The organism is Shewanella sp. GJ50-10 (assembly GCF_055808815.1).
The window spans coordinates 2,752,312-2,766,937 of record NZ_JBVVSS010000001.1 but is presented as its reverse complement, the minus strand read 5'-3'; the positions used below and the strand labels follow the sequence as shown (position 1 = coordinate 2,766,937).

The 14,626-nt window shown below is 40.3% G+C and carries 13 protein-coding genes; 11 read left to right on the top strand and 2 right to left on the bottom strand.

Annotated features, from left to right (window positions below; genetic code table 11):
* Positions 1–134 precede the first annotated feature (134 nt).
* The 3 genes from AC0L4E_RS11615 to AC0L4E_RS11605 all read left to right on the top strand — a co-directional run bounded on the left by AC0L4E_RS11615 (position 135) and on the right by AC0L4E_RS11605 (position 3,452).
* On the top strand, positions 135–728 hold the full coding sequence (locus AC0L4E_RS11615) for a DUF502 domain-containing protein (protein ID WP_473679302.1): 594 nt from the start codon (positions 135–137) through the stop codon (positions 726–728).
* Positions 729–889: 161 nt separating this feature from the next.
* A complete protein-coding gene (locus AC0L4E_RS11610; RefSeq protein WP_473679301.1) occupies positions 890–2,866 on the top strand; it encodes a BCCT family transporter in 1,977 nt (658 codons plus the stop codon).
* Between the two features lie 229 nt (positions 2,867–3,095).
* Entirely contained in the window at positions 3,096–3,452 is a 357-nt protein-coding gene (locus tag AC0L4E_RS11605; protein ID WP_055022992.1) for a YajD family HNH nuclease, read from the top strand.
* A 119-nt stretch (positions 3,453–3,571) separates the two neighbouring features.
* Here the strand turns inward: AC0L4E_RS11605 and AC0L4E_RS11600 are convergent, their stop codons facing one another.
* On the bottom strand, positions 3,572–3,793 hold the full coding sequence (locus AC0L4E_RS11600) for a DUF1289 domain-containing protein (RefSeq protein ID WP_473679300.1): 222 nt from the start codon (positions 3,791–3,793) through the stop codon (positions 3,572–3,574).
* A 230-nt stretch (positions 3,794–4,023) separates the two neighbouring features.
* Between AC0L4E_RS11600 and AC0L4E_RS11595 the strand changes: the two genes are divergently transcribed.
* The 6 genes from AC0L4E_RS11595 to oleD all read left to right on the top strand — a co-directional run bounded on the left by AC0L4E_RS11595 (position 4,024) and on the right by oleD (position 11,636).
* Entirely contained in the window at positions 4,024–5,199 is a 1,176-nt protein-coding gene (locus AC0L4E_RS11595) for a chemotaxis protein (RefSeq protein ID WP_473679299.1), read from the top strand.
* 12 nt (positions 5,200–5,211) lie between these two features.
* Entirely contained in the window at positions 5,212–6,510 is a 1,299-nt protein-coding gene (locus AC0L4E_RS11590) for a methyltransferase (protein ID WP_473679298.1), read from the top strand.
* A gap of 255 nt (positions 6,511–6,765) precedes the next feature.
* Positions 6,766–7,815, top strand: a complete 1,050-nt coding sequence (locus AC0L4E_RS11585; RefSeq protein ID WP_473679297.1) for a 3-oxoacyl-ACP synthase III — start codon at positions 6,766–6,768, stop codon at positions 7,813–7,815.
* A gap of 49 nt (positions 7,816–7,864) precedes the next feature.
* The gene (locus AC0L4E_RS11580; protein ID WP_473679296.1) at positions 7,865–8,749 is read left to right on the top strand and encodes an alpha/beta fold hydrolase; all 885 of its coding nucleotides are present in this window, start codon (positions 7,865–7,867) and stop codon (positions 8,747–8,749) included.
* 118 nt (positions 8,750–8,867) lie between these two features.
* Entirely contained in the window at positions 8,868–10,538 is a 1,671-nt protein-coding gene (gene oleC, locus AC0L4E_RS11575) for an olefin beta-lactone synthetase (protein ID WP_473679295.1), read from the top strand.
* A gap of 57 nt (positions 10,539–10,595) precedes the next feature.
* Positions 10,596–11,636 (top strand): 2-alkyl-3-oxoalkanoate reductase, encoded by a 1,041-nt coding sequence (gene oleD, locus AC0L4E_RS11570; RefSeq protein ID WP_473681626.1) that lies wholly within the window; start codon positions 10,596–10,598, stop codon positions 11,634–11,636.
* A 9-nt stretch (positions 11,637–11,645) separates the two neighbouring features.
* On the opposite strand, the gene AC0L4E_RS11565 is transcribed toward oleD, so the two are convergent.
* Positions 11,646–12,194 (bottom strand): sugar O-acetyltransferase, encoded by a 549-nt coding sequence (locus AC0L4E_RS11565; protein ID WP_473679294.1) that lies wholly within the window; start codon positions 12,192–12,194, stop codon positions 11,646–11,648.
* 462 nt (positions 12,195–12,656) lie between these two features.
* Here AC0L4E_RS11565 and AC0L4E_RS11560 point away from each other — a divergent pair, with 462 nt between their 5' ends.
* Both AC0L4E_RS11560 and megL read left to right on the top strand, forming a co-directional pair.
* The gene (locus AC0L4E_RS11560; protein WP_473679293.1) at positions 12,657–13,142 is read left to right on the top strand and encodes a hypothetical protein; all 486 of its coding nucleotides are present in this window, start codon (positions 12,657–12,659) and stop codon (positions 13,140–13,142) included.
* 156 nt (positions 13,143–13,298) lie between these two features.
* The gene (megL, locus tag AC0L4E_RS11555; protein WP_473679292.1) at positions 13,299–14,477 is read left to right on the top strand and encodes a methionine gamma-lyase; all 1,179 of its coding nucleotides are present in this window, start codon (positions 13,299–13,301) and stop codon (positions 14,475–14,477) included.
* The last annotated feature ends 149 nt before the right edge of the window (positions 14,478–14,626 follow it).

Here is a 14,626-nt window from a genome sequence, read left to right as displayed (position 1 = left end):
AACAGTAAATTCAATCGAATGTGATTGAGCTCACAAAGTCATGTTAGCTCAATTAGTCATCGCGTATATGCGGCATGACTAATGAGCAAACTGTGTTAACATTTTCTGCTTAAATATTCTCTATTGTGAGCTAAATGAAAAATACCCTTTCTCGTGGATTAACCAACTTATTGCCTATGGTATTAAGTCTTTGGTTATTTTGGTCGTTATTTATTTCTTTAGATGGCTTAGGTCATTTACTGCTGGATATTGTTGACCTTAATAATACCTTTGTCGGTGCAGGCTTTATTTTAGTCGCTGTATTGGTGTTTATTTCAGGGGTGTTATTTTCGTTTAGTCCATTTGCTTGGTTATATGGCTGGCTAGAACAGCAGTTAATGAAGTTCCCATTGTTTAAATCAGTCTACGGCAGTATTCGTGATATTGCTGGGTTGATGAAACGAGATGGAAAGCCGAAGAATCAAAAGACGGTGTTAATTAAGCAAGCAAATGGCGGTTATGTCGTTGGGTTTATTATGAATCAAACTGCCCCCGAACCGTTAACTGAAGCATTACCCGAAGGTGATTGGGTACCGGTGTTATTCCAGTTGAGTTATCAAATGGCTGGAGTAACAAGTTTAGTTAAACGCGAAGATCTCATCGAGGTCGATTGGTCTTTTGAAGATGCAATGCGTTTTAATCTAACTGCTGGTATTTCCATTTCTAATAATAATCCCCCTGTAAAATAGATTATTAACGGTGGTGTGACTATATTTGTAGTCACACACGCTAAATTTTCTTTTTACGGTTGCTTGAAGTCGAAAAATATCAGTTAGAAGTATTCTAAATTAACTTGTTATTTTTAAACAGATTTTTAGCGGCTTATCGTAACTTATTCTGGTTCTTTATCATGTCAAAGAAGTCGAGTGTTAACCCGCCTGTCTTTTATTCTTCTGTAATACTTATTTTTATGATGGTTCTATTCTGTGCTGTATGGCCAGATAGCGTTAGCCATTTCTTTAAATCTATTCAATCTTGGTTAGAAGTTAAAGCTGGCTGGCTTTATATTCTTGGTGTCGGCATCTTTTTGATATTTATTATCTATGTGATGCTCAGTCGATACGGCGATATTAAACTGGGCCCAGATCATTCAGTGCCTGACTACAGCAATAAGAGCTGGGTATCGATGCTTTTTTCTGCAGGCATGGGTATTGGCTTAATGTTTTTTGGTGTCGCTGAGCCTGTAATGCATTTCTTGGCGCCGCCAGAGGCAGACCCTGAAAGTATCCAAGCTGCTAAAGATGCGCTGAAAATCACCTTTTACCATTATGGGCTTCATGTGTGGGCTATCTACGCTGTGGTTGCGCTTAGCCTTGCTTACTTTTCATATCGTCATAAGTTGCCTTTGTTACCAAGGTCAGGTTTATATCCATTAATCGGTGACAGGATCTATGGACCTATTGGCCACGCGGTTGATACGTTCGCTGTGTTAGGCACTATGTTTGGTGTTGCGACATCACTGGGTTTTGGCGTTTTACAAGTAAACTCAGGTTTGAGTTATTTAATAGACGGATTCCCGAATACGATTTCCACTCAAGTGTTTTTAACCCTTGGCATTACTGCCATCGCGACAATTTCGGTTGTAGCAGGCTTAGATAAAGGGGTAAGACGGTTAAGCGAGTTGAACCTCTTTTTAGCATTAATCTTATTACTAGCAGTGTTATTTTTAGGACCGACGGTAATGCTTTTACAAGCATTCGTGGAAAACACTGGTGGCTACTTTAGCGATATTGTGAATAAAACTTTTAACCTCTATGCCTATGAGCAAAAAGAGGATTGGATTGGTGGTTGGACATTATTGTATTGGGGCTGGTGGATTTCTTGGTCCCCATTTGTTGGGACTTTTATCGCCCGAGTGAGTCGCGGACGTACCATTCGTGAATTTTTAATGGGCATGTTGTTTGTACCCACAGGGATCACCTTTTTGTGGATGACGGTGTTTGGCAATACTGCCATTGACGCCATTATGAATCGCGGCGCAACTTATTTGTCTGAGGCGGTAAGTAATGATGTTTCGGTGGCATTGTTTAGGTTCTTTGAGTTTTTACCATTTAGCACGGTTTTATCTGTAGTCGCCGTCTTCTTAGTGGTGACGTTCTTTGTGACTTCGTCTGATTCTGGCTCATTGGTCATAGACAACTTAACCTCAGGTGGTGATAGAACTTCACCTGTGTGGCAGCGATTATTCTGGGCAGTTTTACAAGGTGTTGTAGCGTCAGTATTACTAGTTGCTGGTGGTCTTCATGCACTTCAAACCGCAGCGATTGCCAGTGCTATGCCATTTTTGATTGTGATGTTTTTAATGTGTATTGGGCTTTATAAAGCCCTTAAAGATGACCGTTTAAAGCTTGAAAGTGTCCAGCAACACAATACTAGTGTCCAGTTTGCACAGGCGAATATGAGCTGGAAAGACCGGATTGATGTGCTGGTTTCGCAACCAAGCCAGCAAGATGCGCAAAATTTTCTGGATATGATTGCAAAACCTGCATTAAAAGAGGTGAAGCAAGCTTTCTTAGACAAAAATGTACCAGCGGTTATTACCCGAGTTAACGAACGGGTATGGTTACTCATTGGAAGTTCTGAAAATGAAACGTCGCCATTTGCCTATGGGCTGCGTATTCGAGCCTTTACGATGAATGGAACTGAAGTTGAGACATTTGATAGTCATCAGGATTACTACCGAGTAGAAGTGTTTTTAGAGCACGGTGGCCAGCATTATGATGTGATGGGCTATACCCAAGAGCAGATTATTGCAGATATCGTTAATCAGTATGAGCGTTACCTGCATTATCAACACCTGTCTAACTCTGAGTTGGTGATGGTTTAAGTCTTCAAAAGCAGCTGTAAAAAGTGCGATGGTAATAGGCACAGCGTATAGCTAGTGGCTATATTCAAGAGCTATATTTAGGGCTATATTTAGAGCTATAGCATTGCTAAATAATAGCTACAGCAGAAAACATTGCCTCATGTGATAACTGAGATTATCCTTGGGGTAATTTTTTGGACTAATTTATAAAATTGGTCGCCAATGGTTAACAACAATAGTGGGAAAGTCGATGTCAGGCACTCAAAGTAAACTAGATAAAGTATTAGCGGAAGCGAGAGAATATAAAGCCAGCCGTGAAAAGGGATATCGCGAACAAGCGTTAAAGCTTTACCCTTGGGTCTGCGGTCGTTGTACTCGTGAGTTCACTCATAAGAATTTATCTGAGCTGACAGTGCACCATGTTGATCATAACCATGACAATAATCCTTCAGATGGCTCTAACTGGGAGCTATTATGTCTTTATTGTCACGATAACGAGCATTCTCGTTTTGAAGAGTTGATCCGTTATGGCAGCACCACTGAAGTGAAGCAAGAAGCTGCGACTTACAATCCATTTGCTGATTTAAAGTCGATGATGAAAAAGTAAGTCATTACTTACAGCTTAAGATGTTCCATTAGCGTAAGTTATAACTGAGCTGATTTAAAAGGTTACCTTTGGGTAACCTTTTTTGTTTTAAGGCTGTTAAGCTGCAGCATAAATTGAGTTTATAGCTTTCCTTCCGCTGCTAGCCACTTATCACGGCTGATCACCTGATGATTATTACCACCTTTTAGCGTTTGTTTGCGCTCTGGCAATAAGTCCCAAATTTGTTGTTTCTTTTCGTCACTAGCCTTACCCCAGCCAACTATTTCATTGATGTGTCTAAAACAACCCATACAAAAGTCGTCATCGTTTAGCCCGCATTTGGCAACGCAAGGTGAGTGCATGTATTCGTCCTATAATTACAAGTCAGAAAGCGATTGGTATTTATTTATCCATCAATAAAACTAGACATAAAACATGATAAAAATTAGTCTTCGATGAAATTTAATTGTTATATATCAATTGGTTAATCTTAATGGTTAACTGTCGCTATTTTGTTTTTATTGTAACGTTAGCGGTGGGTTAGTGTTGAGTAAGATTAGCTTAATTGCTACAAGTTGGTGTGGAGAATACCATGAAATCTTGGCTATGTTCAGTAGTAAAGCGCGGGTCTATTATTTCGATGACGGTGTTAAGTTTACTCATAATGACGGGGTGTTCATTACTTGAAGTGAAACTTGAAAGTGGCGTCGAGCCGCTTCCTAAAGATCAAATTAACATGCGCATGTTTAGCCGTGAGTTTAGTTACAGTTTTTATACTCAAGTTGAAGCCAGTGCCGATCTCATTGCTAATAGCACTGATGATGTCACCATTATTTCAAATACTCTAATGTGGAAGATTTACTCAGAGCAAAATTTACAGCGTGCAATTTTTCAAGCATCACCAGTGGCTGCAATGCTTGATACTTGGGTTTTTACTGCACAAATGGAGCAGTATTTCTCTGAAGGTGCAGGCAGTGATTTATTTGGTGAGCAGCAAATCATTGCGATAGAAGCGAGTCAGATATTATCGGCGCAGTTCGCAAAAACCGCCAAAGGATTTGTTGATGCGAGTAGCTACAAAAAACATCAAGCTTTTATTAAGGAATATGTAGCCAAAAATCCAATTAAAGATATTAGCTTTAGCCGAACATCAGCGTTTCAAGATTGGTTAGCTTATAGCAATATTTCTGAGTTTGAGGCGATCACTACTTTTGGCTCAATGCCTGAAGTGATGAGTGATATGTCAGATAGAATGGCGATGACAACTCAGCAAATGCCTAAAATACTAGGTTGGAAAGCAGAGCTATATGCCTTACATGCTGATGTTAATGCCGCCGATGTTGAACAAGCGCTTAAAAATATCAGCGAAACAACGGTAAAGTTTCAAGCTTTAATGGAACAAACTCCGGAAATGATGACATTGTTAGCATCAGATATGCGCACTGAACTGAGCCCGTTAATTGAGCAGTTAAGTGAAGTGACAGATGATAAACTACAACAACTTTCAAAAGAGCGTGCTTCGCTTGCGCTGATTATTACCCATGAGCGTGAAGCATTAGTACAAATGATTGCTGATGAACGAGAAGCAGCGATTCAGGATTTAGACTCGTTAACTCATAAAACCGTTGAATTAGTCTTCAAACAAATCACCGAAATGCTCAAGAGTATGATTGTGTATTTCATTTTGTTCTTAATCGCGGTATTTTTTGCGCCTTTAGGGTTCGGTGTCTGGTTAGGCAAGCGAATGGCGATAAAAAAACAAGCATAAAAGGTTTCAGCATTGTCTATTAGTACTGCTAACACAATTAAACTCTTGCAGATAAGCGAATGCTTATCTTTGTTCAAGCCTTTATGGCAAGTGCAGGCATTTGAGTGTCAATCTTTGCCTTGGGAGCAAGCATTCCCACGATTAGCTGACAAAGTGTGGCAAATTGACGATGCTGAAATAGATGCGTTAGATGTAGATCAACAAACCCTAGTGGATTGTTTATTGCCAAGTGTGATTGAAGACTTGATGTCGGCCTCGGCTTCAAATTCGGGCTCAAGCTCAACAATTGAACCTGCTGAGTTGAGAAGATTATTGTGTGATAAGTTCTCAGCTAGCTCTGGTAATGATGATAGTGAGTCAGCACTAACATCAGCACTAGCATCAGAACTAACAGAAACTGAATTAAGTCATTTTAGTGCTCATATAAAAGGGCGTAAGTGGCAACAAATTACTCAGTTTGCAGAGAATGTCCCTTTTGATGGATTACCGATTTTAGAATGGTGTGCGGGTAAGGGGCATTTAGGCCGATATCTTGCTAGAACCCACCATACCAATGTTACTAGCCTAGAGTGGCAGCAAAGCCTGTGCGAACAAGGACAAGCCTTTGCTGAACGTTGGCAATTACCTCAGCAGTTTCTCTGTACTGATGTGTTTAAGTTGGATGAAAATCCATTAAAAGCGCAGCTGCATGCCGTTGCGCTACATGCATGTGGTGATTTACATGTGCGGCTACTTAATTTAGCCACAGAGGTTGCCACCCAGTCGATCTCATTCTCACCTTGCTGTTATCACTTAATTGAAGCTAAGCAATACCAACCACTTTCTGATGTGGCTAAACAGGCAAGTTTTATCTTATCGAGGCACGATTTACAGTTGCCATTGCAACAAAGCGTGATTGCTAATCAAAAGCAACTCGCCTTAAGGCATCAAGAAATATGCTGGCGCCTAGGGTTTGATAGTTTGCAACGAGATGCGACTGGCAATTCTAGTTATCTACCTATTCCGAGTATCAAACGTAGCCAGCTCTCGGGTGGTTTTGTTGATTTTTGTCATTGGGCAGCAGCGCAAAAACAAGTGGATATTTCGGCGATTAATGATATTGAGAAATATCTTCAAATAGGGCGGGATAGGCAACGGCTGACAAGACGGGTTGATTTGGTCGCTCACTTGTTTAGGCAGGTTTTAGAGCACTGGTTAATATTAGATAGAGTGTGTTACCTAGTGCAACATCACTACCAAGTTGAGGTGTTTGAATTTTGTTCAAACAGTATTACTCCAAGAAATAGCCTAATTCAGGCTAAAAAAAGATAATTGATATTATCTATGTTCGAAATGTTAGCTAACTCGCTGTTATATCGTTTTAAAATACAATGAAGCAGATTTAATTAACTTATGCCATTGTAAGTTTCTGTCACATAAACTGTGGTTTAGATAGATTTATCTGCGACTAAAAGTGGTTTTATATTGAATATTTGGGTTTTTCTTGCTCAAATGGCGGGTTAATAACAAATACCAATAAATATGGTTGCTGTAAGCGACCTTAAAGTGAGCGATTGATACGGTTTCATGAAATATTCCCGCGTTTTTATTAATAGTATGGCTTATGAGTTAGCACCCCAAGTGGTGTCTAGCCTAGACCTAGAATCTCGTCTTGCGCCGCTTTATCAAAAGTTTCGTATTCCAATGGGGCAACTTGCTGCATTAACTGGTATCAAAGAACGTCGTTGGTGGCCTAAAGGCTATCGTTTATCTGACGGAGCTTTATGTGCTGCAAGAAAAGCAGTTGATGAAACTGGCATTAGTGTGAACGATTTAGGCGCTGTGGTGTATACCGGCGTTTGTCGTGACCAGCATGAGCCTGCCACTGCTTGTCGTGTAGCTGCTGAGCTAGGCGTGTCTAAAGACACTGCAATTTATGATATCAGTAATGCTTGTCTTGGTGTGTTGTCAGGGATTTTAGATATTGCTAACCGCATTGAGTTAGGCCAAATCAAAGCTGGCATGGTAGTTTCCTGTGAATCAGCCCGCGATATTGTGGAAGTGACTATCGACAATATGTTGTCAGAACCAACCATGCAAAACTTTGCTCAGTCATTAGCGACATTGACTGGTGGTTCTGGCGCAGTAGCTGTGATATTGACTGATGGCAGTTTACCTCTTAGAAATACTCGCCAGCATCAATTATTAGGTGCGAGTCATTTATCTGCTCCTGAACACCACGAATTGTGTCAATGGGGTTTGCAAGAGACTAGCCAAAAACTTTATCGCGAGTTTATGCGCACTGATGCCGTCACCTTGTTAAAAGAGGGTGTTGATTTAGCCAAGCACACTTGGGAACACTTCTTAACTCAACGTGATTGGGTGGTTGATCAAGTTGATAAAGTGATTTGTCACCAAGTTGGCGCATCAAACCGTAAACAAGTGTTAAATGCGTTAGATATTCCTCATGAGAAAGAATACCCGACTTATGAAACATTGGGCAATATGGGCACAGTATCGTTACCAGTCACAGCCGCGATCGCACATGACCAAGGTTTCTTAAAGCTAGGTGATCAAGTGAGCTTTCTAGGAATAGGCAGTGGATTAAACTGTATGATGCTCGGCATCAAGTGGTAGTTAATCAACTGGTTATTTAGCAGTATTATAAAAATTATTAGGAAGCATCATGTTAGAAAATCTGTTGCCTTTTGACAGTCATTACTTAGATCGTAATGGCAATAAATTACACTACGTCAACGAAGGTCAAGGCGAGCCAGTGGTTATGGTTCACGGTAACCCGAGTTGGAGTTACTATTATCGTAATTTGGTCAGTGCGTTAAGCCCTACTCACCAATGTATCGTGCCAGATCATATTGGTTGTGGTTTATCGGATAAACCAGACGATCCACAGTACGATTACACCTTAAAAAATCGTATTGATGATTTAGAAGCTTTGCTAGATCATTTAGATGTGAAAGAAAATATTACCCTCGTTGTTCACGATTGGGGCGGTATGATTGGTATGGGCTATGCGGCTCGCTATCCTGAGCGCATTAAACGTTTAGTGTTTTTAAATACTGCAGCGTTTCACTTACCAGAAACTAAACCGTTTCCTTGGGCATTGTGGATTTGCCGTGAAACCATTTTAGGAACGTTTTTAGTTAGAGGCTTTAATGCATTCTCATCAATTGCGTCTTATGTTGGTGTAAAACGTAAGCCAATGGCAAAAGAAGTGCGTGAAGCATACGTAGCGCCCTTTAATAACTGGAAAAATCGTATTTCGACACTACGTTTTGTACAGGATATTCCGTTAAAGCCTGAAGACCGTAATTACGATTTAGTCTCTGAAATCAGTGACAGCTTAGCGAAATTTTCTGATGTACCAACGTTAATTTGTTGGGGACTACAGGACTTTGTATTTGATAAGCACTTTTTAGAAAAGTGGCGTCAACATATGCCGCATGCGCAAGTGAGAGAGTTTGATGACTGCGGTCATTATATTCTTGAAGATGCTAGCGAAGATGTCATTGGGCTTATTCAGCACTTTATGGCTGAACAGCCTAAAGGTTAACGTGTTGACAGCAAAAAAAGGCATCGTAATGATGCCTTTTTATTTTGCTGCTAGAAAAGTTAACACCAATTGTTATCTATGTAGTTAATTTAAAATCGTAATTATGACTTGTGAGCTTATGACCATAAAAACGGCCAACATATGTCAGCATTTGTCTCATGCTGCACAACATTCTCCAACAGATCTTGCTGTAGCTGTGCAAACAGCTCAATCTGGTACTCTTTCGTATCAAGAAATCGACTTCAACAATCTAAATATTGAATCTGATGATATCGCTTATCGGCTGAATGATTTTGGTATTCGAGCTGGCATGAAAGCGGTATTAATGGTGACGCCGAGTATCGAATTTTTTGTACTGACTTTTGCGTTATTCAAAGCCGGTATTATTCCGATTTTAGTCGACCCAGGTATGGGCGTTAAAAACCTTAAACAATGTTTTGAAGAAGCAGAGCCAGATGTTTTTATCGGTATTCCAAAGGCTAATATTGCTCGAAGAGTATTAGGTTGGGGTAAGTCATCGGTTAAACATAATTTGAATGTAGGTGGCAGCAGTATTCAGCGTTGGTTATCTGGCGCAAAAAGTATTGATCAACTCCCTAAAGCTCAAACCGCAAAGCCTTACTCTGTTAAGTTGCTTGAACAGGATGAAATGGCGGCGATTTTGTTCACCAGCGGTAGTACTGGGACACCAAAAGGCGTGGTTTATAGTCATGCAATGTTTGAAGCGCAAATCCAAGCTTTAAAACTGGATTATGGCATTAAACCAGGCGAGCGTGATTTGGCGACATTCCCATTATTCTCATTATTTGGCCCAGCATTAGGGATGGCATCGATTGTCCCTGCGATGGATGCAAGTAAGCCGATTACAGCGAACCCTGATTACTTATTTGCAGCAATAGAAAAGTACCAATGCTCAAATATGTTTGTTAATCCAGCGTTGCTTGAGCGTTTAGGTCAGGCAGGTGAACAAACAGGTCATAAACTTAGCAGCGTTAAGCGGGTTATATCCGCGGGTGCTCCTGCGACGATCTCCTCAATTAAACGCTTCAGCCAAATGTTATCTTCAGGTGTTGAAGTGCTGAACTCCTATGGCGCCACTGAATCTTTACCTATCAGCATGATGCCGAGTTCGGCATTATTTGAGACGACTGAAGCAACCGATAACGGCAAAGGAATATGTGTTGGCAGACCTATTGAAGGGGTTGAAATAGCCATCATAGATATAACAGAAGATGTGATTAGTCATTGGGATGACTCACTCATATTGCCAAGCGGCGAGATAGGGGAAATTGTTGTTAAAGGTCCTATGGTCAGTGGCCTTTATTATCAACGAGATAGCGCCACAGCGATAGCCAAAATTGCTGACATTAACAGTGATGGAACAACAACTCGTCACCGTATGGGCGATGTTGGTTATCTGGATGATGAAGGTAAACTGTGGATGTGTGGGCGTAAAGCGCACCGTGTAGACAGTGATAAACGCTATTTCTCAATACCTTGTGAGCGAGTATTTAATACTCATCAACAAGTTAAGCGCTCAGCATTAGTGGCTATTGAGATTAATGGGGCAACAGTACCGCTATTATGTGTCGAACTTGATAAAGGAATTGTTTGTTCAACCAGTAAAGCTTTATATCAAGACTTGCTCGATATTGCTGACAAGCACCAACACACAAAAGGTATTCATCGCTTTTTAATTCATCCAGATTTTCCAGTTGATGTACGCCATAACGCTAAAATATTCAGAGAAAAACTCAGTATTTGGGCACAGAAGCAGTGGAAGGAATAACCTGTGACTAATAGTGATGTGTCAAAAAACAATACAGCTAACCAAAAGAGTCCGTTGATGTTTGAAGATCTATTAATACAAGAACAAGCCGCATTACAGGCGCTAAAACCGTCGGTAAGCAAGGTGTTTGTGACCGGTGCAGGCGGTTTTTTAGGTAAAACAATTTGTAAAAGACTGCGAGCAGCAGATATTGACGTCGTAGGTTTTGCTCGTGGAAGTTACCCAGAGTTAACAGCAATGGGCGTCACTATGATTCAAGGTGATATTGCTGAATACGATAGTTTGCATGCAGCAATGCAAGATTGCGACCTTGTGTTTCACGTCGCCTCTAAAGCCGGTGTTTGGGGAAGCAGAGAAAGCTATTTTGATCCCAATGTTAATGGCACTGCTAATATCATTCGAGCCTGTAAAGCACTGGATATCAAGCGTTTGGTTTATACCAGCACGCCAAGTGTCACCTTTGCAGGTGAAGATGAAGCTGGTATTGATGAGTCAGCTCCTTATGCTGAAAAATTCCTAAACTATTATGGCCATTCAAAAGCCATTGCTGAAAAAATGGTACTTAATGCTAATACCACTGAGCTCAAAACCACCGCGTTAAGACCGCATTTAATCTGGGGGCCAGAAGATCCTCACCTTGTTCCACGTGTAATTGAACGTGCCAAAATAGGTAAATTAAAGTTAGTCGGCAAACAAGATAAATTGGTAGACACCATTTATGTAGACAACGCCGCCTATGCTCACATTCTTGCTGCAAATGATTTAAACGCTGCAGCTAATTCCGCGGGTAAGGCCTACTTTTTAAGTAATGATGAGCCAATTACCATGGCGGCAATGCTTAATAAAATCTTAGCTTGTGTTGATATTGCTCCAGTCACAAAACGTGTGCCTGTTGGTGTTGCTTATACAGCTGGGGTTGTTTTAGAAACCGTCTACGGTCTGCTCAAAAAGCAGCAAGAACCTATTATGACGCGCTTTGTTGCTCGCCAGCTTTCAACTTGTCATTATTTTGATATCAGTGCAGCCAAACAAGATTTTGGTTACCAAGCCCTAATTAATATTGATGAAGGCATGAAGCGACTAAAGCAGTCGCTATAACCGTTTACCCTAAACAAGGGGTTTAATAAACTTACATGGATTGCCGGCATAAACACCATTGCCGGCAATATCTTTGGTGACAACGCTTCCTGCGCCTATCACCGCTTTATCACCAATAGTTATTCCAGGCAAAATAGAAACATTGCCCCCAAGCCAGACATCATCACCAATTACGATGGGTTTGCCATATTCAGTTGATCGCCTTTCGATTGCATCAAGAGGATGAGTTGCAGTGGACAGCATCACGTTAGGGCCAAACATTACATTATTGCCAATCTTTACCTTGCAAACATCTAATATGACTAAGTTATGATTAGCATAAAAGTTATCTCCAACTTCGATGTTAATGCCGTAATCGCAGAAAAAGTTAGCCTCAATATGACATTTACCCTTTGGTGAAATTAGTTCGTTAATAATTTGATTACGCTTTTCATTTTCAGATGGACAAAGTTGGTTAAACTGATGGCATAACTTTTTGGCATTGGCTCTTAATGCCAATAATTCAGGCTCCCAAGCATCATAGGCTTGGCCAACAAGCATCTTCTCTTTTTCTGTCATAGTGGTATCAACTCAAGTTTATAATTTCAGTAAAATATTTTTTGGACTTTCTGTATATACCTAGGTTTTCCGTTTATAGCTTCATATAAATGCAAAGTAGATTGTTACTAGGGCCTGCTGACCTTTGTTGGTTGAATTTTGTTCGAAATAAAAGCGTTTTAATTGAGGCGGATGGATTGATGCCTAGTCATCTAAGCAAAATTCATCCAACAAAGAGTAAAACGCTTTTAGTCGAACCCTTTGGGTAGCGTTTGTTGGCCATTTTTACACCGTTATCAACTTTTTATGTAGAATAACTACACCACAAAGTCTCTGCCTTGTATAAATGGCCAACAATTCGCTGCAAAAACAACCTTGAAAGATCAACAGGCCCTAGACCTAAGTTGGCTATACAGCACGTTGAGATCAAAGCAAAATAGTTGCCTTTATGATGCCTGTTAATTGATTACAAAGGAAAAGTTAATGACAATCCTGCGCACATTTTCACAATTGTCTTTATTGGCAGTTACCGCCTTAGCAGTTACTCCTTTAACTGTGATAGGCAGTAGTCATGAGATTCCAGTGGATAAATCACATGAATCTTTAATTGGTCAAAACCCGCTTGTCGGCAGTTGGCAGTTAGTATCTGGTGAATATTTGAATGATAAAAACCAATGGATTGACTACCAAGATTTAAACCTCACGGCTATTAAAGTAATCTCGAAAACGCATTTTAGTTTTACCACAATGAAATTAGAGTCAGGTACTCAAACATTTTGGGCAGCAGGGACGGGCAAGTATCAAATAACAAAACAACACTATATTGAATTTCCAACTTTAAATTCGTTTAACGTCAAACAAGGAGAATCATTTAATTTTTCTTATCAAATCATTGGGGATGAATGGCATACAAAACGTTATGAAGGTGATCAATTATCTGAAAAAGAAGTTTGGAAAAAGCTGGACTGATGGGAGCTATAGCTAAGTTGTAACACTTGATTTACGACTCTGTTGTACATAAAAACGTCTATAAGCATTGGTTAAATTATCAACCTCTGTATCTTAAATTCCAACTCACTAATAAAATAAATATTACTCTAATGAATAGTGAGCAGGGAGGGCAGGATGCAAGAACAATGGAATTTGGCCACTTTAGCAATTCATGCTGGTCACAAAAAAGAACAGTTTGGTGCATTGGTAACGCCACTTTATCAGTCGGCAACGTTTGTGTTTGATAATGCAGAACAAGGCGGTGCTCGATTTGCTGGTGATGAACCCGGCCATATGTATACTCGACTCGGTAATCCGACTACCGATGAGCTAGAACGTAAAATGGCAATGCTTGAAGGCGCTGAAAGTGCTGCAGCGTGCGCATCTGGTATGGCTGCCGTGTCATCTGCATTGCTAACTCACCTTGAAGCTGGCGATCACCTTATTGCATCTAACGCCATTTATGGCTGTACTTTCGCATTGCTTAGCACTCAATTAACACGCCTTGGAATTAATACCACTTTTGTCGATTTTAGCGATACGCTTGCCATTGAGGCAGCTATTCAACCCAACACCAAATTAGTATTTTGTGAAACACCAGTGAATCCGCATTTACAGGTGTTTGATATATGCGCGATAGTCGAGATAGCCAAGCGAAATGGGCTAATCAGTATTGTCGATAACACCTTTATGACACCGCTATTGCAACAGCCATTATCAATGGGTGTTGATATGGTTATTCATAGTGCGACCAAGTACCTTAATGGTCATGGAGATGTCATTGCGGGAATAGTGTGTGGCAGTGAAGCGCATATTCATAAAGTTAAATATGAAATATTAAAAGACTTTGGCGGCGTGATCTCGCCCCATGATGCTTGGTTAATTCTTCGTGGCCTCAAAACATTGGATGTTAGGTTGACCCGTCATTGTGATAACGCTGAAACTATTGCTAATTGTTTAGAAAGTCACCCTCAAATAAATCAGGTGTTCTACCCAGGACTTAAGTCTCATCAAGGTCATGCCTATATTGGACGTCAGATGAAACGAGCGGGTGGGGTGATTGCATTTGAATTAAATGGTGATAAACAAGCAGCAATTAACTTCGTCAATCGCTTATCGTTATTTGCAATAGCGGTGAGTTTAGGAGATGCGGAGTCCTTGGTGCAGCATCCTGCATCTATGACACATTCGCCCTATACACCTGAAGCCCGTGCAGAAGCTGGGATCACAGATAACTTATTGAGAATTTCGGTAGGGTTAGAAAATGTTGAGGATTTAATTGCTGATTTAGAACATGCTTTAAGACAGATTTAAATTCTATAAAATCAGAGGCATAATAGCTCGCAATTTGCGGGCTTTTTTATTTAATCAAGAAGTAAGGATTACAGCTGATAAAGTGGCAAAGAGATTGTGCTTGGAAGGTTTTAATAAAAAATTTTGGAAGTTAGTTATTAAAGTGCTTA

What these genes read in the sequence shown, in the direction of transcription:
- AC0L4E_RS11595 (WP_473679299.1), top strand. Translation starts at nt 4,024, where the DNA reads ATGAAATCTTGGCTATGTTCAGTAGTAAAGCGCGGGTCTATTATTTCG.
- AC0L4E_RS11615 (WP_473679302.1), top strand. Translation starts at nt 135, where the DNA reads ATGAAAAATACCCTTTCTCGTGGATTAACCAACTTATTGCCTATGGTA.
- AC0L4E_RS11605 (WP_055022992.1), top strand. Translation starts at nt 3,096, where the DNA reads ATGTCAGGCACTCAAAGTAAACTAGATAAAGTATTAGCGGAAGCGAGA.
- AC0L4E_RS11610 (WP_473679301.1), top strand. Translation starts at nt 890, where the DNA reads ATGTCAAAGAAGTCGAGTGTTAACCCGCCTGTCTTTTATTCTTCTGTA.
- AC0L4E_RS11585 (WP_473679297.1), top strand. Translation starts at nt 6,766, where the DNA reads ATGAAATATTCCCGCGTTTTTATTAATAGTATGGCTTATGAGTTAGCA.
- AC0L4E_RS11600 (WP_473679300.1), bottom strand. Translation starts at nt 3,793, where the DNA reads ATGCACTCACCTTGCGTTGCCAAATGCGGGCTAAACGATGACGACTTT.
- oleD (WP_473681626.1), top strand. Translation starts at nt 10,596, where the DNA reads ATGTTTGAAGATCTATTAATACAAGAACAAGCCGCATTACAGGCGCTA.
- AC0L4E_RS11580 (WP_473679296.1), top strand. Translation starts at nt 7,865, where the DNA reads ATGTTAGAAAATCTGTTGCCTTTTGACAGTCATTACTTAGATCGTAAT.
- oleC (WP_473679295.1), top strand. Translation starts at nt 8,868, where the DNA reads ATGACCATAAAAACGGCCAACATATGTCAGCATTTGTCTCATGCTGCA.
- AC0L4E_RS11560 (WP_473679293.1), top strand. Translation starts at nt 12,657, where the DNA reads ATGACAATCCTGCGCACATTTTCACAATTGTCTTTATTGGCAGTTACC.
- AC0L4E_RS11565 (WP_473679294.1), bottom strand. Translation starts at nt 12,194, where the DNA reads ATGACAGAAAAAGAGAAGATGCTTGTTGGCCAAGCCTATGATGCTTGG.
- megL (WP_473679292.1), top strand. Translation starts at nt 13,299, where the DNA reads ATGCAAGAACAATGGAATTTGGCCACTTTAGCAATTCATGCTGGTCAC.